A 21,694-nucleotide genomic window follows, 5' to 3' on the forward strand; every position below is an offset into this window, starting at 1 on the left:
CGTTTACTGAACGTCAGCAATGGCTTTCATCAGGTCCTGATGCTTTTCGCCATACTGCGCGCGCACCGGCTCTGTGGCTTTGATAAATACCGATTTGTCGATCTCGTGGAACTGCACGCCACCGGCTTTCATCTTCGCCAGCGCCTCGGCGTTATAGGCCTGCCACAGTTTGCGCTGTTCGAACTGCGCTTCGCGCGCCAGGGTCAGGATTTTCTGCTGTTCGTCTGTGCTGAGCTTGTCCCATTTCACTTTTGAGTAGAGCAGCATTTCCGGGGTAATGAAGTGGCCGCTGAGGGTATAGTTTTTGGCGATCGGCATATAGTTATGGGCGATGAAGGTCGGCGGATTATTCTCAGCGCCATCGATTACGCCGGTCTGCATGCCGCTGTAAACCTCACTGACCCCCATCGCCACCGAGTTAGCCCCCATGTCTTTCAGTGTCGCCAGCGCCACCGGGCTTCCCTGAACGCGGATTTTTTTGCCTTTCAGATCCTCCGGTTTGACGATCGGCGTTTTGGTGATCAGGTTACGGGTGCCGGAATCCATCCAGCCGAGAAACACCAGCCGCGATTTGGGGTTGGCGGTCAGTTTGTCGCCAATCTGCTTGCCGATATCGCCGTCGATGACTTTGTGCATGTGGTCTTCATCGCGGAACACATAGGGCAGGGTAAAGACTTCGATATCGGGCAGGATCGCCGCCACCGGAGCCATGGAGACACGGATCATGTCGATCGCCCCCATCTGCGCCTGTTCAATCATCTGCTTTTCATCCCCGAGCACGCCGCCGGGAAAGACCTTGATCTCCAGCTTGCCGTCGGTTTGTTGTTTGAGTTTCTCCCCCATGTGCTGTACGGCTACCACGTTCGGGTAGCCTTCAGGATGAACATCGGCGGCTTTAATGGTTTGCGCAGAAACGGAGCAGGCAAAAGCAGACAGACACAGAGCGGCCAGTAACGGCTTGAGGGTCGTTTTCATCAAGTCAACTCCAGGGTAGTGAGGTAAGTGTTAAAACGGTGTTTTAGTTTTGTACGTTTAAAAATTACACTATGGCCTGGAAAACGGAGGTGAAGCGCCTCACAAAAGCGTGAATTTCTGAAACGCTGGTTTAGATTTTTGAGAAGGGAAGGCCGGGTTGCCGTTACGCTTTACCCGGCCAGGCGTGCATTGCGTGTTATTTGCGTCGCAGTAAGCGGAGCGCGTTGGCCGTCACCAGCACCGTCGCGCCGGTATCCGCCAGCACCGCCAGCCACAGGCCGGTGATGCCGAGCAGGGTGGTGACGAGGAAAATCCCTTTCAGCCCCAGGGCGATGCTGATGTTCTGGCGAATATTGGCGCGCGTGGCGCGTGCCAGGGAAATCATCTGCGCCAGCCCGGTCAGGCGGTTATGGGTGAGCGCGGCATCGGCGGTTTCCAGCGCCACGTCGGTACCGCTGCCCATGGCAATCCCGATGGTGGATGCTTTCATCGCTGGCGCATCGTTGATTCCGTCGCCGATCATCGCCAGCGGAGCATGGCTGTTCAGCTCCGTCACGGCACTGACCTTGTCCGCAGGCAGTAATCCGGCCTTAAAGTCCAGCCCCAGCTCTCCGGCAATCGCGGCGGCGGCACGCGGGTTATCGCCGGTGAGGATCACACCCTGGACGCCCAGCTGATGGAGCGCCGCGACGGCCTCTTTCGCATCATCACGCAGGGTATCGCGCAGTGCCAGCATGCCTTTGGCGACGCCGTCCTGCATGACGGTTACGACAGTTTGTCCGGTCTGTTCTAACGCCTCAACCTCTGGGTTAGAAAACTTACCCGCCGCGACAATCAGCACCTTTTTACCGTCGATGTCGGCCTCAATCCCGGCCCCAACCAGCGCCCGCTGCGCCGTTGCCGCCGGAATGGCCAGCCCGCGCGACTGCGCTTCACGCACAATCGCCTGCGCCAGCGGGTGAGTGGAACCCTGCTCAACGGCGGCGGCCAGCGTAAGCAGTTCATCTTCACCGATATCCTGCGGATACACGCCGGTGACCTGCGGTTTCCCCACGGTCAGGGTGCCGGTTTTATCGAACGCCACCTGCTGCACCTGGCTTAACTGTTCCAGCGCCGCGCCGCCTTTTATCAGGGCGCCGCGACGCGCCGCTGCCGCCAGACCGGAGGTAATGGCCGCCGGGGTGGAGATCACCAGCGCACACGGACAGCCAATCAGCAGCAGGGTCAGACCTTTGTAAATCCAGCCTTCCCACGGCGCACCAAAGAACAGCGGCGGAACGATAGTGACCAGCAGGGCAACCAGCATGATGGCGGGGGTGTAAATCCGGCTGAAGCGGTCAATAAATCGCTCGACGGGGGCGCGACGCTCCTCGGCCTCTTCGATCAGCTTCAGGATACGGTCGATGGCGCTGTCACCGGGTTCGGAAAGTACCGTGAGCTGGACCAGACGGTCGACACTGGTGGCGCCCGCAGGCACTTTTTCACCGGCCGCGCGTTCAACCGGAATCGACTCCCCGGTGAGGACGCTTTCGTCGAAGCTCGCGGTGGCGGTGAGCAGGGTACCGTCCGCAGGCAGGCGCCCTCCGGCAGCGACTTCAATCACATCGCCTGGACGCAGCGCGTTAATGGCCACCGTCTGGCGTTCGTTTCCGGCTACTCGTGTGGCGGTTTCGGGCTTAAGCGCCATCAGGGCGCTGACCCCTTTACGCGCCCGGCTTGCCGCCCAGCCTTCAAGACGTTCGCCAATTAAGAACAGCAGCAGCACCATGGCCGCTTCCGCTGTGGCACCAATGAACAGCGCGCCGATAGCTGCCACGCTCATCAGCGTTTCGATGGCGAACCAGCTGCCGCTTTTCATCAGCCGCAGCGCCTGACGGGCAATGGGATACAACCCGACAAGCGTGGTGGCGATAAACGCCAGATTGCCAAACGGGTGGTTGATCTGCTCCAGACCCCAGCTCAGGGCCATCATCATCACGAGCGCGATAAGGGGCAGATTTTCTCGCAGCGGAGCGGTTTTTTCGGCGGTGGCCGTTTCGCTACGCAGGGAATAACCGGCCTGGCTGACGGCGGACACAACCTGCTCGCTAACGTCACTCTCGGCGCTGACCAGCAGTTTTTCGGTCGCAAAGCGCACCTGCACGTGGCTGACGCCGGGGATCTGTTTTACCGCATTTTCGACTTTGCGGGCGCAGGCCGCGCAATCCATGCCGTCAACCACCCAGCTGTAATGGTTTCCGCTTTCAGGCAGCGGCTGCGCGTTTTGCGTTTCGCATGCCCCGTCACAGCAGCAGTCATCTTTCGCTGGCACCGGGCTGAGCTTAAATGCTGAAAATTGTGGGGCTTTTTTAGGTGTTTCTGGAGTCGACATGGCACTCTCCGGTAATGATAATTTTCTCATTAACCGCAGCATACACTCTGGAGTCGACTCCAGAGTCAAGGCTTATTTAGATATACAGCGAACGCACAATCAGGAAGTGCCCGGCAAAGTAACAGGCGGAGGCAATCGCGTTATCAGCCCGGAAACGACGGCGATAGTGGCTGCCCAGCCAGACGATATTGCCGATTAACAGCAGCGCCGCGCCAAAGAAAGCGGACATCGCCTGTGAGGTTGGGCGGAAGAACCACAGTTCACCGGCCAGCCACACCATCACCAGCGTCATGGCAATAAACGTGCAGACGGGCAGACGCATCTCTTCCAGGCGTGACCAGATCACCGCGATCAACAGCGCGCCGATCACCAGCAGCACCAGCGGGAGCGGCCAGAAGAAGGATAGCGTCATCTGGCTGGCAAAGTAGATGGTGTAAAGCAGATGCGACAGGAAGAACGCCCCCACGGCATACAGCAGACGCTGACGCGGCAGCAGGGTTAAGGCATCGCCAATCAGGGAAGCACACAGCCCGGCGAGGACCAGGTAGCTGATGGCGTTAAACATCGGCGCTTGCCAGGCAAGCAGCAGGAGCAGCAACAGCGTGACGGGTTTAAACAACCAGCGCTGCCAGGCCGGACCGCGGTATGACGCATCGACATAAAGCCATGCGGAAAAACAGACAGCGATAAATGACCAAAGCATATTAACTCCCTGTATCTGTTAAGGCTGAATAATCAGTTTCATCTTCAGTGTAGTGATGCGGGCAGGCGTTTGGCAATGCCGGGGGAGTCAGGGTATCCTGAATTCCGCATAATCTTATGGGATTGTTGAATGAGCAAGATGCCGCTGTTTTTCATTATCGTGGTGGCGATTATCGTCATTGCCGCCTCGTTCCGTTTTGTGCAGCAGCGCCGCGAGAAAGCGGATAACGACGCCGCGCCGTTGATGCAAAAGCGCGTGGTGGTGAGCAATAAACGCGAAAAACCCCTTAATGACCGGCGCTCGCGCCAGCAACAGGTTGCCCCTGCGGGAACGACCATGCGCTATGAAGCGAGCTTTAAGCCGGAAACGGGCGGCCTGGAGATGACCTTCCGCCTGGAGGCGCAGCAGTACCATCAGCTGACGGTAGGTGAGAAAGGGATGCTGAGTTACAAAGGGTCGCGGTTTGAGGGGTTCAGGGCTGAATAATACGATCCCCTCTCCCAGTGGGAGAGGGTTAGGGTGAGGGCATCAGACCGCACCTTACTTCTTCACCTGCGCCTTAAACTTCTTCATCCACACCAGCAGTTCAAACACGCCGAAAATAAACACGCGCAGCTGCTGCCAGCCGGTCATCTGCGGGCCGTCTTTTGGCAGGCCATTTTTCAACATCACCATCTGCAGGGCATGCATGAAGGTGGTAAAGATAAACGCCACGTTCACAAAGATATTCATCGGGCGCGGGAACGGATGCACCAGATTGAGCAGTAAAAACGCCCAGACGCACAGCATCAGCAAACGTCCCAGATTAATCAGTACTGGCATTGGATTCTCCTTGTGCCTGACGATGATACAGACGATAAGCGACCTGACCCGCCACTTTTTCGCGGTGTAAATCCCAGTGAACCGGCACTGGCGGTAGCCCGTTTTCTACTTCGCTTTCAACGTAAATCAGCGCGTCATCCGCCAGCCAACCGTTGCTTTCCAGCAGGGATAACGTCTCTTCCAGCAGCCCCTTACGGAACGGCGGATCGACAAACACCACGTTGTGCGGCGTGCCTGGCTGCGCGAGGAAACTGAGCGTATTGGTGTTCACCACTTTGGCGTTGGTGGCTTTCAGCGTCGCCAGATTTTGCTGCAGCGTCTGCGCGACGCCGCGCTCCATCTCCAGCAGCGTGGCGCTGGCGGCGTAGCGCGAGAGGGCTTCCAGCCCTAATGCGCCGCTGCCCGCAAAGCAGTCGAGGCAGTGGGCGTCTACCATTGACGGGGCCAGCCAGTTAAACAGCGTTTCACGCACGCGGTCGGTGGTTGGGCGTAAACCGGGGCTGTCCGGCACCGGGAGTTTCCGGCCTCGCCACTGGCCACCGATAATACGAATTTGACCGGCTGGGGCGCGGTTGGGTTTCTTCATCTCAGGAAAGCTCTGTTAACAATTGGCCTGCGATTGCGGGCGGTGATGTCAATTAAGTAAAGTGTTAGACTATTTCATCATTTTTTTAGCTTCCATGTATATAGCGCCGCGAGGAGTGTAGTCGCAGATGGCAAAACAAAAAAAACGTGGCTTCTTTTCCTGGCTGGGTTTCGGTGAAAAAGAGCAAGAAACAGAACAGAAAACCGAAGAACAACAAGCCGTTGAAGAGCAGTCTCAGCCTGAAACGCCTGTAGAAACCGCCGCGGTTGTCGAAGCGGAAGAGCATGCGCACAGCAAAGAAGAGACTGAAGCCTTTGCTGAAGAGGTGGTTGAGGTCACCGAACAGGTTCAGGAGAGCGAAAAGCCAGAACCTGTTGTTGAAGCGGTTACTGAAGCGCCGCAGGCCGTTATCGAACATGAAGAGTTGCCGCTGCCGGAAGAGGTAAAAGCGGAGGACGTTTCCCCTGAAGAGTGGCAGGCCGAAGCGGAAACCGTGGAAATTGTCGACGCGGTGGAAGAAGAAGCGGCACATGAGCCGGCGCTGACTGACGAAGAGCTGGAAGCCCAGGCGCTGGCCGCTCAGGCGGCTGAAGAAGCGGTTATCGTCGTGCCCGTGGAAGAACAGGCCGAAGAGGAGATCGTTCAGGAGCAGGAAAAACCGACCAAAGAAGGTTTCTTTGCCCGCCTGAAACGCAGCCTGTTAAAAACCAAAGAAAATTTAGGTTCCGGATTTATCAGTCTGTTCCGCGGCAAAAAGATCGACGACGATCTGTTTGAAGAGCTGGAAGAGCAGTTGCTAATTGCGGACGTTGGGGTGGAAACCACCCGTAAGATCATCGCCAACCTGACCGAAGGGGCCAGCCGCAAACAGCTGCGCGACGCCGAAGCGCTGTACGGCCTGCTGAAAGACGAGATGGGTGAAATTCTCGCAAAAGTTGACGAACCGCTTAATATTGAAGGCAAAACGCCATTTGTTATTCTGATGGTTGGCGTTAACGGTGTCGGGAAGACCACCACCATCGGCAAACTGGCACGTCAGTTCGAGCAGCAGGGTAAATCGGTGATGCTGGCGGCGGGTGATACCTTCCGCGCGGCGGCGGTTGAACAGCTGCAGGTGTGGGGCCAGCGCAACAACATTCCGGTGATTGCGCAGCACACCGGTGCGGATTCCGCGTCCGTGATCTTTGACGCCATCCAGGCGGCGAAGTCGCGAAATGTGGATGTCCTGATTGCCGATACCGCAGGGCGTTTGCAGAACAAATCGCACCTGATGGAAGAATTGAAGAAAATCGTCCGCGTCATGAAGAAGCTGGACGAAGACGCACCGCATGAAATTATGCTGACCATCGACGCCAGCACCGGACAGAACGCCGTCAGCCAGGCGAAGCTGTTCCATGAAGCGGTAGGACTGACCGGGATCACGCTGACCAAACTGGACGGCACCGCGAAAGGCGGGGTGATCTTCTCCGTGGCCGATCAGTTCGGCATTCCTATTCGTTACATCGGTGTGGGCGAGCGTATTGAGGATTTGCGTCCGTTTAAGGCGGACGACTTTATTGAGGCATTATTTGCCCGAGAGGACTAACAATGATTCGCTTTGAACACGTCAGCAAGGCCTATCTCGGTGGGAGACAAGCGCTGCAGGGGGTGACCTTCCACCTGCAGCCAGGCGAGATGGCATTCCTGACCGGCCATTCCGGCGCGGGGAAAAGTACCCTGCTCAAGCTTATCTGTGGGATTGAACGGCCAAGCGCCGGGAAAATCTGGTTCAGCGGCCATGAAATTAGCCGTCTTAAGAATCGCGAAGTGCCGTTCCTGCGTCGCCAGATCGGGATGATTTTCCAGGATCACCACCTGCTGATGGATCGCACCGTTTTCGATAACGTGGCGATCCCGCTGATTATTGCCGGTGCCAGCTATGATGATATCCGCCGTCGCGTCTCTGCGGCGCTGGATAAGGTCGGGCTGCTGGACAAAGCGAAGAACTTCCCGATCCAGCTCTCCGGCGGTGAACAGCAGCGTGTGGGCATTGCCCGTGCGGTGGTGAACAAGCCTGCGGTATTGCTGGCGGATGAACCGACCGGTAACCTGGACGACGCCCTTTCTGAAGGGATTTTGCGTCTGTTTGAGGAATTCAACCGCGTTGGGGTGACGGTATTGATGGCGACGCACGACATCGGGCTCATTTCCCGCCGTTCGTACCGCATGCTGACCCTGAGCGACGGGCATTTGCACGGAGGCCACGGTGAACAAGCGTGATGCAATGAACCAGATTCGGCAGTTCGGGAACCGGTTTGACCGTTTCCGTAAGCCGCAGGGTGGTGGTGACGGTAACCGTAATGCGCCGAAGCGGGCGAAAGCCGCGCCGAAGCCAAACTCCCGCAAAACCAACGTGTTCAATGAACAGGTACGCTACGCCTTCCACGGCGCGTTGCAGGATCTGAAAAGTAAACCGCTGGCGACGTTCCTGACGGTGATGGTTATCGCCATTTCGCTGACGCTGCCAAGCGTCTGCTATATGGTCTATAAGAACGTGAATCAGGCGGCGTCGCAGTACTATCCGTCTCCGCAGATCACGGTCTATCTGGACAAAGCGCTCGACGATAACGCCGCGGCGCAGGTGGTGGGGCAAATCCAGGCCGAGAAGGGCGTGGAGAAGGTGAACTACCTTTCCCGCGAAGAAGCGCTGGGTGAGTTCCGTAACTGGTCAGGCTTTGGCGGCGCGCTGGATATGCTCGAAGAGAACCCGCTGCCGGCCGTGGCGGTGGTGATCCCGAAGCTCGACTTCCAGGGAACGGATTCACTTAATACGCTGCGCGACCGCATCTCTACCATTAAAGGCATTGATGAAGTGCGCATGGACGACAGCTGGTTTGCGCGACTTGCCGCACTGACCGGGCTGGTGGGGCGCGTGTCGGCGATGATTGGCGTGCTGATGGTGGCGGCGGTGTTCCTCGTCATCGGTAACAGCGTGCGCCTGAGCATTTTCGCCCGCCGCGATACCATCAACGTGCAAAAGCTGATTGGTGCGACGGATGGCTTCATCCTGCGTCCGTTCCTTTACGGCGGCGCATTGCTCGGTTTTTCCGGCGCATTTCTTTCACTGATATTGTCAGAAATTTTGGTGATGCGGCTCTCCTCCGCCGTGACCGAGGTGGCGCAGGTCTTCGGAACTAAGTTTGATATCAGTGGTTTAGGGTTCGATGAGTGCCTTCTTCTGCTGCTGGTCTGCTCCATGATTGGCTGGGTGGCAGCATGGCTGGCGACGGTTCAACATTTACGCCACTTTACTCCCGACTAAGAAAAGCGTGATATAATCTTTCCCTGCACCGAGATGTTCGCTCTGCAGGGAAAGCGTCCCTGTTGTCTCTTCCCCTGTTATCATCTCCATGTCACATTTTGTGCGTAATTTATTCACCGTTGCACCTGGAACTTGTGGATAAAATCACTGTCTGATAAAAGAGTGAATGCTAATCTCGTTGCTCAAACGCTTTGGCATGGTTGTTGCCTGATGGGGACAACCTGGACCAGAAGAAACATTGAGAGGAATGAATGACCAAAGAAATGCAAACTTTAGCTTTAGCCCCTGTTGGTAACCTGGAATCGTATATCCGGGCTGCGAACACCTGGCCGATGTTAACGGCCGAGGAAGAAAAGGAGCTTGCTGAAAAGCTGCATTACCAGGGCGATCTGGAAGCAGCGAAAAAGCTGATCCTGTCTCACCTGCGCTTTGTTGTTCACATTGCTCGTAATTATGCGGGCTATGGCCTGCCGCAGGCGGACTTGATTCAGGAAGGTAACATCGGCCTGATGAAGGCTGTACGTCGCTTTAACCCGGAAGTGGGTGTACGACTGGTCTCCTTCGCTGTGCACTGGATCAAAGCAGAGATTCACGAATACGTGCTGCGCAACTGGCGTATCGTGAAAGTCGCCACGACAAAAGCGCAACGCAAACTCTTCTTCAACCTGCGTAAAACCAAGCAGCGTCTGGGCTGGTTCAATCAGGATGAAGTAGAAATGGTGGCGCGCGAGCTGGGTGTTTCCAGCAAAGATGTGCGTGAGATGGAATCCCGTATGGCCGCGCAGGACATGACTTTTGACATGTCTTCCGATGACGATGCGTCCGACAGCCAGCCAATGGCGCCGGTACTGTATCTGCAGGATAAGACCTCTAACTTTGCTGACGGCATTGAAGAGGACAACTGGGAAGATCAGGCCGCGAACAAGCTGAGCTATGCGATGGAAGGCCTTGACGAGCGTAGCCAGGATATTATCCGTGCCCGCTGGCTGGACGAAGACAACAAGTCCACGCTGCAGGAGCTGGCCGACCGCTACGGCGTGTCCGCTGAACGTGTGCGTCAGCTTGAAAAGAACGCCATGAAAAAACTTCGCGCCGCGATTGAAGCGTAATTCCCGCGAAGTATGACGAGAGCCCCTGGATGCGAATCCGGGGGTTTTGTTTTTTTAGCGCCCACTCTGGCGAATTTCTCCCCCCTGGCAAACACTTACTGATGCGCTAAGCAGGCGACTTTCTCAGGGGGACAGGGTGAAAAATAACGAACTGAACGACCGGCGTTTACAGGCGACGCCGCGCGGCATCGGCGTGATGTGTAACTTCTATGCCGATAAAGCTGAAAACGCCACGGTGTGGGACGTCGAGGGCAACGAGTATATCGACTTCGCCGCCGGAATAGCGGTGCTGAACACCGGGCATCGCCATCCAAAAATCATTTCCGCCATTGAAAAACAACTTCATGCCTTCACCCACACGGCGTACCAGATTGTGCCGTACGAAGGCTATGTGTCGCTTGCCGAGCGAATCAACGCGCGTGTGCCGATTGACGGCCCGGCTAAAACCGCCTTCTTCTCAACGGGGGCAGAAGCCGTCGAAAACGCGGTAAAAATTGCCCGCGCATACACCAGACGCCCTGGCCTGATCGCCTTTGGCGGTGCTTTTCATGGACGCACCTCGATGACCATGGCGCTGACGGGGAAAGTTGCCCCTTACAAGCTGGGTTTCGGGCCGTTTCCTGGCTCGGTATATCACGCCCAATACCCCAATGAACTGCACGGTGTCAGTACGGCGGAGGCATTAAAAAGCCTGGAGCGTATCTTCAAAGCGGACATTGCCCCGGACCAGGTGGCAGCCATTATTCTTGAACCGGTTCAGGGTGAGGGCGGTTTCAACATTGCACCGGCGGATTTTATGCAGGCCTTGCGCGCCCTGTGCGATACCCACGGTATTTTGCTGATCGCCGATGAGGTGCAAAGCGGTTTTGCGCGTACCGGAAAACTGTTCTCGATGGAACACCACTGCGTGAAGCCGGATCTGATCACCATGGCGAAAAGCCTGGCGGGTGGCATGCCGCTCTCGGCGGTGTCGGGCCGCGCCGAGGTGATGGACGCGCCTGCGCCTGGCGGACTGGGCGGTACCTATGCCGGTAACCCACTGGCGATCGCCGCCGCACATGCCGTGCTGGACGTGATTGATGAAGACGATCTTTGTACGCGCTCGGCGCACCTGGGTCATCATCTGGTGGAAGTACTGAACAAAGCGAAGGAACACTGTCCGTATATCGCGGATATCCGCGCACAAGGCTCAATGGTGGCGGTGGAGTTTAACGATCCGCAATCCGGGCTGCCGTCCCCGGAATTCACCCGTCAGGTTCAGGAGCGAGCCCTGCAGGAAGGCCTTCTGCTTCTGAGTTGCGGCGTGTACGGTAACGTCATCCGTTTCCTCTATCCGCTCACAATCCCTGAAGTGCAGTTCCGTAAAGCGCTGGACATTATTTCTGCGTCGCTGACTCGTTAAAGCCAGAAGCCCGGTGAAATTCCTGCCGGGCTTATCATATATTCATTTCAAATTTGCTATTCCAAAATCATAAAAATGGGGTATGTTTTAGCAGAGTATGCTGAAAAAGCGCGACTGGTATACCTATAACTGAAATAAAGCGCTACACAACAACATCACAACAATCGTAATAACCATAATAATGGGGAATCTCAGGATGAACATGAAGGGTAAAGCGTTACTGGCAGGATGTATCGCGTTGGCATTCAGCACCATGGCGCAGGCCGATATTAAAGTGGCCGTGGTGGGCGCGATGTCCGGTCCGGTAGCACAGTATGGCGACCAGGAATTTACGGGCGCAGAGCAGGCGGTTGCCGACATTAATGCGAAGGGCGGTATCAAAGGCGAAAAACTGCAGATCGTAAAATATGATGATGCCTGTGACCCGAAACAAGCGGTTGCCGTGGCGAACAAAGTGGTGAACGACGGCATCAAATACGTTATCGGTCACCTGTGCTCCTCTTCCACCCAGCCTGCGTCTGATATCTACGAAGACGAAGGCATCCTGATGATCACCCCGGCGGCAACGGCACCGGAGCTGACGTCGCGCGGCTATAAGCTGATCCTGCGCACCACCGGTCTGGACTCCGATCAGGGCCCAACGGCCGCCAAATACATTGTCGAAAAAGTGAAGCCGAAGCGTATCGCGATCGTTCATGACAAACAGCAGTACGGTGAAGGTCTGGCGCGCTCCGTGCAGGACAACCTGAAGAAAGCGAATGCTGACGTCGTCTTCTTTGATGGTATCACCGCCGGTGAGAAAGACTTCTCTACCCTGGTGGCGCGTCTGAAGAAAGAGAATATCGACTTCGTTTACTACGGTGGCTACCACCCGGAAATGGGGCAGATCCTGCGTCAGGCTCGTGCAGCGGGTCTGAAAACCCAGTTCATGGGGCCGGAAGGGGTGGCGAACGTTTCCCTGTCTAACATTGCCGGTGAGTCTGCGGAAGGCCTGCTGGTGACCAAGCCGAAGAACTACGACCAGGTCCCTGCGAACAAACCGATTGTAGATGCCATTAAGGCGAAGAAACAGGATCCAAGCGGCGCGTTCGTCTGGACAACCTACGCAGCACTGCAGTCTCTGCAGGCGGGTCTGAACCAGTCAGCCGATCCGGCTGAGATTGCCACCTGGCTGAAAGCGAACTCTGTTGATACCGTGATGGGGCCGCTCTCCTGGGATGAGAAGGGCGATCTGAAGGGCTTCGAGTTCGGCGTGTTTGACTGGCATGCCAACGGTACTGCTACTGACGCCAAATAAAAGCAAAAAGGCAACGTAAGTTGCCTTTTTTAATGTTTGCCCCCTCTCCCCGTGGGAGAGGGCTGGGGTGAGGGCATCAGGCCGCACAAATCTAGCGCTTCTCCCACCCATTTTTCTGCGCCGTAAACCCTAACGCCTGCATAAACGCCGCCATCACGCTACGGTCCTCCACGCCTACGTCGGCCATCCACCAGGAGGTAATGCTCGGGTTTTCACGGATCACTTCTTCAATCAGGTACTGCCCTACGCCGCGACGACGGGTGACGTCACGCACGCGCAGAGAGTCCAGCGCTCCTTCCGCGCCGCTCAGCGTCACGCGAACAGCCGCCAGCAGGCGCTCGTTGAAGCGCGCGGCGTAAATACGGTGGGTCTCGTCAACGTTGAGCGACGAAGGGGAATATTCCGGCCAGATCTTGCCCAGGTCGATATGATCCTGGTCGCTAAAGGTCACCAGACGAACGATAGTCAGTTTCATTAGCTGCTTGTCCAAATCAAATTGAGTAGAGGCAGTGTACTCAATTTATTCGCTCAGCGGCTTCCTCTTTTTATTCCCGTTTGCCAGGGGATTAGTTTTTTGCCAGGGCGAAGTGCAGTCTGAAAACACATGGATCGAAAAATAAGCAGAATTTTAACCTGAATGGCAGTGATTTATTCGGCGCTTTGTGCCGTTATTTTATGCTGCAAACTGCACTTTTATTTGTTTATCTCTGCCTGATTTCAGAATATTATCTTTGCTTAATCGCCTGAAAAATAGAGATTTTAGTCTGGTTTTTGATAAAAACCTGCGCTAAACCATTAAAGGCACTGGTAAAAATAGCGTTGTGCATTAAAAGTACAGAATGCTTTTTAACCATAATAAAACAAAATATATACACGACATCACGAATGGGGATTCAGAGATGAAAAGGAACGCGAAGACGTTAATCGCGGGCATGGTTGCATTGTCTCTCTCGCATGCAGCCATGGCGGAAGAGATTAAAGTTGCGGTGGTCGGTGCCATGTCCGGGCCTGTTGCCCAGTGGGGTGACATGGAGTTCAACGGCGCACGTCAGGCAATTAAAGACATCAACGCCAAAGGTGGCATCAAAGGCGACAAGCTGGTGGGCGTGGAATACGACGACGCCTGCGATCCAAAACAGGCCGTCGCGGTGGCGAACAAAATCGTGAACGATGGCATCCAGTATGTGATCGGCCATCTGTGCTCATCGTCCACTCAGCCTGCGTCTGATATCTACGAAGACGAAGGTATTCTGATGATTACCCCTGGTGCCACCAACCCGGAGCTGACCCAGCGCGGCTACCAGCACATTATGCGTACCGCCGGTCTGGACTCCTCCCAGGGGCCGACCGCGGCGAAATACATCCTCGAGACGGTTAAACCGCAGCGCATTGCCATTATTCATGACAAACAGCAGTACGGCGAAGGCCTGGCGCGTTCCGTTCAGGACGGGCTGAAAAAAGGCGGCGCAAATATCGTCTTCTTCGACGGGATTACCGCGGGTGAGAAAGATTTCTCTGCGCTGATCGCCCGTCTGCAAAAAGAGAATATCGACTTCGTTTACTACGGTGGTTATTACCCGGAAATGGGCCAGATGCTGCGCCAGGCGCGCTCGGTCGGTCTGAAAACCCAGTTCATGGGGCCAGAAGGCGTGGGTAACGCCTCCCTGTCTAACATCGCCGGGGATGCCGCTGAAGGCATGCTGGTGACGATGCCAAAACGCTATGACCAGGATCCGGCGAATAAGGCTATCGTGGATGCGCTCAAGGCGCAGAAGAAAGATCCAAGTGGTCCATACGTCTGGATCACCTACGCCGCCGTGCAGTCACTGGCCACCGCGCTGGACCGTACTGGCAGCAAAGAACCGCTGGATCTGGTGAAAGATTTAAAAGCACACGGGGCGAACACCGTGATTGGGCCGCTGAACTGGGATGAGAAAGGCGATCTGAAGGGATTTGAATTTGGTGTCTTTAAGTGGCACGCCGACGGTTCGTCTTCGGCCGCCAAATAATTATCCCGCCGCCCGGACCGCCGGGCGGGTATAAAAAGGTTTGCATATGTCCGAGCAGTTTCTCTATTTCCTGCAGCAGATGTTTAACGGCGTCACGCTGGGAAGCACCTACGCGCTGATTGCCATCGGCTATACGATGGTGTACGGCATTATCGGCATGATCAACTTCGCCCACGGCGAGGTGTACATGATCGGTAGCTACGTCTCCTTTATGATTATCGCCGCCCTGATGATGATGGGTATCGACAGCAGCTGGCTGCTGGTCGCCGCCGGGTTTGTCGGCGCGATTGTGATTGCCAGCGCCTACGGCTGGAGCATCGAGCGGGTGGCCTACCGGCCGGTACGCAGCTCCAAGCGCCTGATTGCCCTGATCTCCGCGATTGGGATGTCTATCTTCCTGCAAAACTACGTCAGCCTGACCGAAGGCTCGCGCGATGTGGCGCTGCCAAGCCTGTTCAACGGCCAGTGGATTGTCGGCGCCAGCGAAAACTTCTCTGCCTCTATCACCACCATGCAGCTGGTGATCTGGGTGGTGACCTTTATTGCGATGCTCGCCCTGACGCTCTTCATCCGCTACTCCCGCATGGGACGCGCCTGCCGTGCCTGCGCGGAAGACCTGAAGATGGCGAGCCTGCTCGGTATTAACACCGACCGCGTGATTGCCCTGACCTTCGTGATTGGCGCCGCGATGGCGGCCGTCGCAGGCGTCCTGCTCGGCCAGTTCTACGGCGTGATCAACCCGTACATCGGCTTTATGGCCGGGATGAAAGCCTTTACCGCGGCGGTACTGGGCGGTATCGGCAGTATTCCTGGCGCGATGATTGGTGGCCTGATTCTGGGCGTGGCAGAAGCGCTCTCCTCAGCGTATCTGAGTACCGAGTATAAAGACGTGGTGTCGTTTGCCCTGCTGATTCTGGTTCTGCTGGTGATGCCTACCGGTATTCTGGGTCGTCCGGAGGTAGAGAAAGTATGAAACCGATGCATTTTGCAATGGCGCTGCTCTCTGCCGCCATGTTCTTCGTGCTGGCGGGCGTCTTTATGGGCGTTCAGTTAGAGCTGAACGGCACAAAGCTTGTGGTAGACACCGCCGCTGACATTCGCTGGCAGTGGGTCTTTATCGGCACCGCCGTGGTGTTCCTGTTCCAGCTGCTGCGTCCGCTGTTCCAGAAAACACTGAAAGGCGTCTCAGGACCGAAGTTTGTCCTGCCGGCTATCGACGGCTCCACCGTTAAGCAGAAGCTGTTCCTCGTGGCGCTGCTGGTGGCTGCGGTGGCGTGGCCGTTCGTGGTCTCGCGCGGCACGGTAGATATCGCCACCCTGACCATGATCTACGTTATTCTGGGTCTGGGCCTGAACGTGGTAGTGGGGCTCTCTGGCCTGTTGGTACTGGGCTACGGCGGTTTCTACGCCATTGGCGCGTATACCTTTGCGCTACTGAATCACTATTACGGTCTCGGCTTCTGGACGTGCCTGCCGCTGGCGGGGCTGGTTTCTGCTGCGGCAGGTTTCCTGCTTGGCTTCCCGGTGCTGCGCCTGCGCGGTGACTACCTGGCGATTGTGACCTTGGGCTTCGGCGAAATCGTCCGTATCCTGCTGCTCAACAATACCGAGGTGACCGGCGGCCCGAACGGGATTAGCCAGATCCCGAAACCAACCTTCTTTGGTCTGGAGTTCAGCCGTACCGCCCGTGAAGGCGGCTGGGATACCTTCAGCAACTTCTTCGGCGTGAAATACGATCCGTCCGATCGCGTGATTTGGCTCTATCTGGTGGCGCTGCTGCTGGTGGTCATCACGCTGTTCGTGATTAACCGCCTGCTGCGTATGCCGCTGGGCCGCGCATGGGAAGCGCTGCGTGAAGATGAAATCGCCTGCCGCTCCCTGGGCCTCAACCCGACCCGCATTAAGCTGACTGCGTTCACCATCAGCGCCGCGTTTGCCGGTTTTGCCGGCACGCTGTTTGCCGCGCGTCAGGGCTTTGTCAGCCCGGAATCGTTCACCTTTGCCGAATCCGCCTTTGTGCTGGCGATTGTGGTGCTCGGCGGGATGGGTTCGCAGTTTGCCGTTATCCTCGCCGCCATTCTGCTGGTGGTCTCACGCGAGCTGATGCGTGACTTTAACGAATACAGCATGCTGATGCTGGGTGGTTTGATGGTGCTGATGATGATCTGGCGTCCGCAGGGTCTGCTGCCGATGACCCGTCCGCAGCTGAAGCTGAAGAACGGGCAATCAAAAGGAGAGCAGGCATGAGTCAGCCATTATTATCCGTTAACGGTCTTATGATGCGTTTTGGCGGCCTGCTGGCGGTCAACAATGTGAATCTGGATCTGCACAAGAAAGAGATCGTCTCCCTGATTGGCCCGAACGGTGCGGGAAAAACCACGGTCTTTAACTGCCTGACCGGTTTCTACAAGCCGACGGGCGGCACCATTATGCTGCGCGACCAGCATCTGGAAGGGCTGCCGGGCCAGCAGATTGCCCGCATGGGCGTAGTGCGTACTTTCCAGCACGTGCGTCTGTTCCGCGAGATGACGGTGATTGAGAACCTGCTGGTGGCACAGCATCAGCAGCTGAAAACCGGTCTGTTCTCCGGCCTGCTGAAGACGCCAGCCTTCCGCCGTGCGCAGAGCGAAGCGCTGGATCGTGCGGCAACATGGCTTGACCGTATCGGTCTGCTGCCGCATGCCAACCGCCAGGCAAGTAACCTTGCGTACGGTGACCAGCGTCGCCTTGAGATTGTGCGCTGCATGGTAACGCAGCCGGAAATCCTGATGCTCGATGAACCCGCTGCGGGTCTGAACCCGAAAGAGACCAAAGAGCTGGACGAGCTGATTGCTGAGCTTCGCGATCATCACGACACCACTATCCTGCTGATTGAGCACGATATGAAGCTGGTAATGGGTATCTCTGACCGTATCTACGTGGTGAACCAGGGGACGCCGCTGGCAAACGGCACGCCGGATGAGATCCGCAACAACCCGGACGTGATCCGCGCATACCTGGGTGAGGCATAAGATGGAAAAAGCGATGTTAACGTTTGACAAGGTAAGTGCCCACTACGGCAAGATCCAGGCGCTGCACGACGTCAGCCTGCATATCAATCAGGGCGAAATCGTCACCCTGATTGGGGCTAACGGCGCGGGCAAAACCACGCTGCTTGGTACCCTGTGCGGCGACCCGCGCGCCACCAGCGGTCGGATTGTGTTTGATGGCAAAGACATCACCGACTGGCAGACCGCCAGAATCATGCGTGAAGCGGTGGCGATAGTCCCTGAAGGGCGTCGCGTCTTCTCGCGCATGACGGTGGAAGAGAACCTGGCGATGGGCGGCTTCTTCGCTGATCGCGACCAGTATCAGTCCCGTATCAAGTGGGTGTACGAACTCTTCCCGCGCCTGTGGGAGCGTCGTATTCAGCGTGCGGGGACCATGTCCGGCGGTGAGCAGCAAATGCTGGCGATCGGCCGCGCCCTGATGAGCCAGCCGCGCCTGCTGCTGCTGGATGAACCGTCGCTGGGTCTTGCGCCAATTATCATTCAGCAGATCTTCGACACCATTGAACAGCTGCGTAAAGAAGGGATGACCATCTTCCTCGTCGAGCAGAACGCCAACCAGGCGCTGAAGCTCGCCGATCGCGGTTACGTGCTGGAGAACGGCCACGTGGTGCTTGAGGATACCGGCGATGCGCTGCTGGCGAATGAAGCGGTGCGGAGTGCGTATTTAGGCGGCTGAGCCGTCTGTATTGCCCGGTGGCGCTTACGCTTACCGGGCCTACGGGATCGAGTAGGCCGGGTAAGGCGAAGCCGCCACCCGGCTTTTTCACATATACCCCTTCACACAACCATCATCCCGCTGACCTTTTGTTGTCACTTATCTGTAAACAAACAGTTATTTTTCTGTCATTCGAGCATGTCATGTTACCTCGCGAGCATAAAACGCGTGATATCGCGCATCCGGCACAATAAGAGAGATGACAATGACATCGTTACGACACACAGCTTTGGGTCTGGCACTGGGTCTGGTTTTTGCGACGAACGCAATGGCTGTGACGACCATTCCGTTCTGGCATTCCATGGAAGGGGAGTTGGGTAAAGAGGTTGACTCCCTGGCGCAGCGTTTCAACGACACCCATCCGGATTACAAAATTGTGCCGGTGTACAAAGGTAACTACGAGCAGAGCCTGAGCGCGGGCATTGCCGCCTTCCGTACCGGTAATGCGCCTGCCATTTTGCAGGTGTACGAAGTAGGCACCGCGACCATGATGGCCTCCAAAGCCATCAAACCGGTCTACGAAGTGTTCAAAGAGGCGGGGATCAACTTCGACGAATCCCAGTTTGTGCCGACCGTAGCGGGTTACTACACCGATTCTAAAACCGGCCATCTGCTGTCTCAGCCGTTTAACAGCTCGACGCCGGTGCTGTACTACAACAAAGACGCCTTTAAGAAAGCCGGTTTAGACCCGGAGCAGCCGCCAAAAACCTGGCAGGATCTGGCGGAGTACACCGCGAAGCTGAAAGCGGCGGGGATGAAGTGCGGCTACGCCAGCGGCTGGCAGGGCTGGATCCAGATTGAAAACTTCAGTGCCTGGCACGGCTTGCCGGTAGCCACCAAAAATAACGGTTTCGATGGCACCGACGCGGTACTGGAGTTCAACAAGCCAGAGCAGGTGAAGCACATCGCGCTGCTGGAAGAGTTGAACAAGAAGGGTGATTTCAGCTACTTCGGACGTAAAGACGAATCCACCGAGAAGTTCTACAACGGTGACTGCGCCATTACCACCGCCTCGTCCGGCTCGCTGGCGGATATCCGTCACTACGCCAAATTCAACTATGGCGTGGGCATGATGCCGTACGACGCAGACGTGAAAGGCGCGCCGCAGAACGCCATCATCGGCGGAGCAAGCCTGTGGGTGATGCAGGGTAAAGACGCCGGCACCTACAAAGGAGTGGCCGAGTTCCTCGACTTCCTGGCGAAACCTGAAAACGCGGCCGAATGGCACCAGAAAACCGGCTACCTGCCGATCACCAAAGCTGCCTATGACCTGACCCGCGAGCAGGGCTTCTACAGCAAGAATCCGGGTGCGGATATCGCGACGCGTCAGATGCTGAACAAGCCGCCGTTGCCGTTCACCAAAGGCCTGCGTCTGGGCAACATGCCGCAGATCCGCACCATTGTCGATGAAGAGCTGGAAAGCGTCTGGACCGGCAAGAAAACGCCACAGCAGGCGCTGGATTCAGCGGTAGAGCGCGGGAATCAGCTGCTGCGCCGCTTTGAGCAGTCCACCAAATCGTAAAAAAATGCCCGGTGGCGCTGCGCTTACCGGGCCTACGACGTGCCATATGTAGGCCGGGTAAGGCGTAGCCGCCACCCGGCACTGTTCAGGAACCAAATCTCAATGTCATCATCCCGTCCGGTGTTTCGTTCCCGCTGGCTGCCGTATCTGCTGGTCGCGCCTCAGCTGGTCATCACCGTTATCTTCTTTATCTGGCCTGCGGGCGAAGCGCTCTGGTACTCGGTGCAAAGCGTTGATCCGTTTGGGCTTTCCAGCCAGTTTGTTGGCCTGGACAACTTCACCGCGCTGTTCCACGACAGCTACTACCTGGATTCTTTCTGGACGACGATCAAATTCAGCGCGCTGGTCACCGTGAGCGGCCTTGTTGCCTCGCTGTTCTTCGCCGCGCTGGTGGATTATGTGGTGCGTGGCAGCCGTCTGTATCAGACCCTGATGCTGCTGCCCTACGCCGTGGCACCAGCGGTCGCCGCCGTGCTGTGGATCTTCCTGTTTAACCCCGGACGCGGGTTAATTACCCATTTTCTGGCGGAATTCGGATACGACTGGAACCACGCCCAGAATAGCGGCCAGGCGATGTTCCTGGTGGTGTTCGCCTCGGTGTGGAAGCAGATCAGCTACAACTTCCTGTTCTTCTTTGCCGCGCTACAGTCCATTCCGCGTTCGCTGGTGGAAGCCGCCGCCATTGACGGCGCAGGCCCGATCCGCCGCTTCTTCAGGCTGTCGCTGCCGCTGATTGCCCCGGTGAGTTTCTTCCTGCTGGTGGTGAACCTGGTGTATGCCTTTTTCGACACCTTCCCGGTCATCGACGCGGCCACCGCCGGTGGCCCGGTGCAGGCCACGACGACGCTGATTTATAAAATCTACCGCGAAGGGTTTGCCGGGCTGGATCTCTCGGCCTCCGCCGCGCAGTCCGTCGTGCTGATGTTCCTTGTCATCATCCTCACGGTGGTGCAGTTCCGCTATGTCGAAAGTAAGGTGCGCTACCAATGATTGAGAACCGTCGCGGGCTGACGATTTTCAGCCATACCATGCTGATTCTGGGGATTATCGTCATCCTCTTTCCGCTGTACGTGGCGTTTGTCGCCGCCACGCTGGACACCAAAGCGGTGTTCGACACGCCGATGACGCTGATCCCAGGCACGCATCTTTTTGAGAACATGAAAACCATCTGGACCCAGGGCGTGGGGGCCAACAGCGCGCCATTCTGGCTGATGATGCTCAACAGCTTCATTATGGCGTTCGGCATTACGGTGGGCAAAATCACGGTGTCGATGCTCTCGGCCTTCGCCATCGTCTGGTTCCGCTTTCCGCTGCGTAACCTCTTCTTCTGGATGATTTTTATCACCCTGATGCTGCCGGTGGAGGTGCGTATCTTCCCGACGGTGGAGGTGATCGCCAACCTGAAGATGCTCGACAGCTACGCGGGCTTAACCCTGCCGCTGATGGCATCTGCGACCGCCACCTTCCTGTTCCGCCAGTTCTTTATGACGCTGCCGGACGAGCTGATTGAAGCCGCGCGCATTGACGGTGCCTCACCGATGCGCTTTTTCCGCGACATCGTGCTGCCGCTGTCGAAAACCAACCTCGCGGCGCTGTTTGTGATCACCTTTATCTACGGCTGGAACCAGTACCTGTGGCCGCTGCTGATTATTCAGGACGTCAACCTCGGCACCGCCGTGGCGGGCATCAAGGGCATGATCGCCACCGGCGAAGGCACCACCCTCTGGAACCAGGTGATGGCGGCGATGCTGCTCACCCTTATCCCCCCGGTCGTTATCGTTTTAGCCATGCAGCGTGCGTTTGTGCGTGGTTTAGTGGACAGTGAGAAATAA

Annotated in this window: 21 protein-coding genes; 15 read left to right on the forward strand and 6 right to left on the reverse strand. The window is 56.8% G+C overall.

The annotated features are described in order from the left end of the window. Positions 1-3 precede the first annotated feature (3 nt). The 3 genes from PUZ33_RS08735 to PUZ33_RS08745 all read right to left on the reverse strand — a co-directional run bounded on the left by PUZ33_RS08735 (position 4) and on the right by PUZ33_RS08745 (position 4,049). Positions 4-975 (reverse strand): TRAP transporter substrate-binding protein, encoded by a 972-nt coding sequence (locus PUZ33_RS08735; protein WP_058680282.1) that lies wholly within the window; start codon positions 973-975, stop codon positions 4-6. Between the two features lie 196 nt (positions 976-1,171). Next, the gene (zntA, locus tag PUZ33_RS08740; protein WP_252107632.1) at positions 1,172-3,346 is read right to left on the reverse strand and encodes a Zn(II)/Cd(II)/Pb(II) translocating P-type ATPase ZntA; all 2,175 of its coding nucleotides are present in this window, start codon (positions 3,344-3,346) and stop codon (positions 1,172-1,174) included. A 76-nt stretch (positions 3,347-3,422) separates the two neighbouring features. Further along, positions 3,423-4,049, reverse strand: coding sequence for a lysoplasmalogenase (locus PUZ33_RS08745; protein ID WP_013099145.1), 627 nt, complete (start codon positions 4,047-4,049; stop codon positions 3,423-3,425). 129 nt (positions 4,050-4,178) lie between these two features. On the opposite strand from PUZ33_RS08745, the gene PUZ33_RS08750 reads away from it, so the two are divergent. Beyond that, a complete protein-coding gene (locus PUZ33_RS08750) occupies positions 4,179-4,535 on the forward strand; it encodes a DUF2500 domain-containing protein (protein ID WP_050860023.1) in 357 nt (118 codons plus the stop codon). 54 nt (positions 4,536-4,589) lie between these two features. Here PUZ33_RS08750 and PUZ33_RS08755 read toward each other — a convergent pair whose 3' ends face one another. Both PUZ33_RS08755 and rsmD read right to left on the reverse strand, forming a co-directional pair. Next, on the reverse strand, positions 4,590-4,871 hold the full coding sequence (locus PUZ33_RS08755) for a DUF1145 family protein (RefSeq protein ID WP_013099143.1): 282 nt from the start codon (positions 4,869-4,871) through the stop codon (positions 4,590-4,592). Then, positions 4,855-5,457 (reverse strand): 16S rRNA (guanine(966)-N(2))-methyltransferase, encoded by a 603-nt coding sequence (gene rsmD / locus PUZ33_RS08760; RefSeq protein ID WP_029883606.1) that lies wholly within the window; start codon positions 5,455-5,457, stop codon positions 4,855-4,857. The genes PUZ33_RS08755 and rsmD overlap by 17 nt, the downstream gene beginning before the upstream one ends. 127 nt (positions 5,458-5,584) lie before the next feature. Here rsmD and ftsY point away from each other — a divergent pair, with 127 nt between their 5' ends. The 6 genes from ftsY (at position 5,585) to livJ (ending at position 12,566) form a co-directional block, all read left to right on the forward strand. Further along, the gene (ftsY, locus tag PUZ33_RS08765; protein ID WP_038985055.1) at positions 5,585-7,042 is read left to right on the forward strand and encodes a signal recognition particle-docking protein FtsY; all 1,458 of its coding nucleotides are present in this window, start codon (positions 5,585-5,587) and stop codon (positions 7,040-7,042) included. 2 nt (positions 7,043-7,044) lie between these two features. Continuing rightward, positions 7,045-7,716, forward strand: a complete 672-nt coding sequence (ftsE, locus tag PUZ33_RS08770) for a cell division ATP-binding protein FtsE (protein ID WP_013099140.1) — start codon at positions 7,045-7,047, stop codon at positions 7,714-7,716. Further along, positions 7,703-8,758 carry a permease-like cell division protein FtsX gene (gene ftsX / locus PUZ33_RS08775; RefSeq protein ID WP_013099139.1) on the forward strand — a complete coding sequence of 352 codons (1,056 nt, stop codon included), beginning with the start codon at positions 7,703-7,705 and terminating at the stop codon, positions 8,756-8,758. The genes ftsE and ftsX overlap by 14 nt, the downstream gene beginning before the upstream one ends. A 251-nt stretch (positions 8,759-9,009) precedes the next feature. Beyond that, complete coding sequence (rpoH, locus tag PUZ33_RS08780) at positions 9,010-9,867, forward strand: RNA polymerase sigma factor RpoH (RefSeq protein ID WP_008500093.1); 858 nt, start codon at positions 9,010-9,012, stop codon at positions 9,865-9,867. A gap of 136 nt (positions 9,868-10,003) precedes the next feature. After that, positions 10,004-11,269 (forward strand): 4-aminobutyrate--2-oxoglutarate transaminase, encoded by a 1,266-nt coding sequence (locus tag PUZ33_RS08785; protein WP_038420762.1) that lies wholly within the window; start codon positions 10,004-10,006, stop codon positions 11,267-11,269. A 196-nt stretch (positions 11,270-11,465) separates the two neighbouring features. Continuing rightward, entirely contained in the window at positions 11,466-12,566 is a 1,101-nt protein-coding gene (gene livJ, locus PUZ33_RS08790) for a branched chain amino acid ABC transporter substrate-binding protein LivJ (protein WP_014833593.1), read from the forward strand. A gap of 91 nt (positions 12,567-12,657) precedes the next feature. On the opposite strand, the gene panM is transcribed toward livJ, so the two are convergent. After that, complete coding sequence (panM, locus tag PUZ33_RS08795; RefSeq protein WP_014833592.1) at positions 12,658-13,041, reverse strand: aspartate 1-decarboxylase autocleavage activator PanM; 384 nt, start codon at positions 13,039-13,041, stop codon at positions 12,658-12,660. 424 nt (positions 13,042-13,465) lie between these two features. Between panM and livK the strand changes: the two genes are divergently transcribed. The 8 genes from livK to ugpE all read left to right on the forward strand — a co-directional run bounded on the left by livK (position 13,466) and on the right by ugpE (position 21,694). Further along, entirely contained in the window at positions 13,466-14,575 is a 1,110-nt protein-coding gene (gene livK, locus PUZ33_RS08800; protein ID WP_028028112.1) for a high-affinity branched-chain amino acid ABC transporter substrate-binding protein LivK, read from the forward strand. Positions 14,576-14,621: 46 nt separating this feature from the next. Next, positions 14,622-15,548 (forward strand): high-affinity branched-chain amino acid ABC transporter permease LivH, encoded by a 927-nt coding sequence (livH, locus tag PUZ33_RS08805; RefSeq protein WP_013099131.1) that lies wholly within the window; start codon positions 14,622-14,624, stop codon positions 15,546-15,548. Then, positions 15,545-16,822: a branched chain amino acid ABC transporter permease LivM gene (gene livM, locus PUZ33_RS08810; protein WP_058680284.1), complete on the forward strand. Its 1,278-nt coding sequence runs from the start codon at positions 15,545-15,547 to the stop codon at positions 16,820-16,822. The genes livH and livM overlap by 4 nt, the downstream gene beginning before the upstream one ends. Further along, positions 16,819-17,586 (forward strand): high-affinity branched-chain amino acid ABC transporter ATP-binding protein LivG, encoded by a 768-nt coding sequence (gene livG, locus PUZ33_RS08815; protein ID WP_013099129.1) that lies wholly within the window; start codon positions 16,819-16,821, stop codon positions 17,584-17,586. The genes livM and livG overlap by 4 nt, the downstream gene beginning before the upstream one ends. 1 nt (position 17,587) lies before the next feature. Further along, a complete protein-coding gene (gene livF, locus PUZ33_RS08820) occupies positions 17,588-18,301 on the forward strand; it encodes a high-affinity branched-chain amino acid ABC transporter ATP-binding protein LivF (protein WP_013099128.1) in 714 nt (237 codons plus the stop codon). 244 nt (positions 18,302-18,545) lie between these two features. Next, complete coding sequence (gene ugpB, locus PUZ33_RS08825; RefSeq protein ID WP_058680285.1) at positions 18,546-19,862, forward strand: sn-glycerol-3-phosphate ABC transporter substrate-binding protein UgpB; 1,317 nt, start codon at positions 18,546-18,548, stop codon at positions 19,860-19,862. Between the two features lie 102 nt (positions 19,863-19,964). Next, on the forward strand, positions 19,965-20,852 hold the full coding sequence (gene ugpA / locus PUZ33_RS08830; protein WP_013099126.1) for a sn-glycerol-3-phosphate ABC transporter permease UgpA: 888 nt from the start codon (positions 19,965-19,967) through the stop codon (positions 20,850-20,852). After that, positions 20,849-21,694, forward strand: a complete 846-nt coding sequence (ugpE, locus tag PUZ33_RS08835) for a sn-glycerol-3-phosphate ABC transporter permease UgpE (RefSeq protein WP_013099125.1) — start codon at positions 20,849-20,851, stop codon at positions 21,692-21,694. The genes ugpA and ugpE overlap by 4 nt, the downstream gene beginning before the upstream one ends.

Source organism: Enterobacter cloacae complex sp. 2022EL-00981, from assembly GCF_028737495.1.
GTDB classification, from domain to species: domain Bacteria; phylum Pseudomonadota; class Gammaproteobacteria; order Enterobacterales; family Enterobacteriaceae; genus Enterobacter; species Enterobacter cloacae.

Coding starts and splice junctions, on each gene's coding strand:
- PUZ33_RS08735 (WP_058680282.1), bottom strand. CDS start 975: ATGAAAACGACCCTCAAGCCGTTACTGGCCGCTCTGTGTCTGTCTGCT.
- zntA (WP_252107632.1), bottom strand. CDS start 3,346: ATGTCGACTCCAGAAACACCTAAAAAAGCCCCACAATTTTCAGCATTT.
- PUZ33_RS08745 (WP_013099145.1), bottom strand. CDS start 4,049: ATGCTTTGGTCATTTATCGCTGTCTGTTTTTCCGCATGGCTTTATGTC.
- PUZ33_RS08750 (WP_050860023.1), top strand. CDS start 4,179: ATGAGCAAGATGCCGCTGTTTTTCATTATCGTGGTGGCGATTATCGTC.
- PUZ33_RS08755 (WP_013099143.1), bottom strand. CDS start 4,871: ATGCCAGTACTGATTAATCTGGGACGTTTGCTGATGCTGTGCGTCTGG.
- rsmD (WP_029883606.1), bottom strand. CDS start 5,457: ATGAAGAAACCCAACCGCGCCCCAGCCGGTCAAATTCGTATTATCGGT.
- ftsY (WP_038985055.1), top strand. CDS start 5,585: ATGGCAAAACAAAAAAAACGTGGCTTCTTTTCCTGGCTGGGTTTCGGT.
- ftsE (WP_013099140.1), top strand. CDS start 7,045: ATGATTCGCTTTGAACACGTCAGCAAGGCCTATCTCGGTGGGAGACAA.
- rpoH (WP_008500093.1), top strand. CDS start 9,010: ATGACCAAAGAAATGCAAACTTTAGCTTTAGCCCCTGTTGGTAACCTG.
- livJ (WP_014833593.1), top strand. CDS start 11,466: ATGAACATGAAGGGTAAAGCGTTACTGGCAGGATGTATCGCGTTGGCA.
- panM (WP_014833592.1), bottom strand. CDS start 13,041: ATGAAACTGACTATCGTTCGTCTGGTGACCTTTAGCGACCAGGATCAT.
- livK (WP_028028112.1), top strand. CDS start 13,466: ATGAAAAGGAACGCGAAGACGTTAATCGCGGGCATGGTTGCATTGTCT.
- livH (WP_013099131.1), top strand. CDS start 14,622: ATGTCCGAGCAGTTTCTCTATTTCCTGCAGCAGATGTTTAACGGCGTC.
- livM (WP_058680284.1), top strand. CDS start 15,545: ATGAAACCGATGCATTTTGCAATGGCGCTGCTCTCTGCCGCCATGTTC.
- livG (WP_013099129.1), top strand. CDS start 16,819: ATGAGTCAGCCATTATTATCCGTTAACGGTCTTATGATGCGTTTTGGC.
- livF (WP_013099128.1), top strand. CDS start 17,588: ATGGAAAAAGCGATGTTAACGTTTGACAAGGTAAGTGCCCACTACGGC.
- ugpB (WP_058680285.1), top strand. CDS start 18,546: ATGACATCGTTACGACACACAGCTTTGGGTCTGGCACTGGGTCTGGTT.
- ugpA (WP_013099126.1), top strand. CDS start 19,965: ATGTCATCATCCCGTCCGGTGTTTCGTTCCCGCTGGCTGCCGTATCTG.
- ugpE (WP_013099125.1), top strand. CDS start 20,849: ATGATTGAGAACCGTCGCGGGCTGACGATTTTCAGCCATACCATGCTG.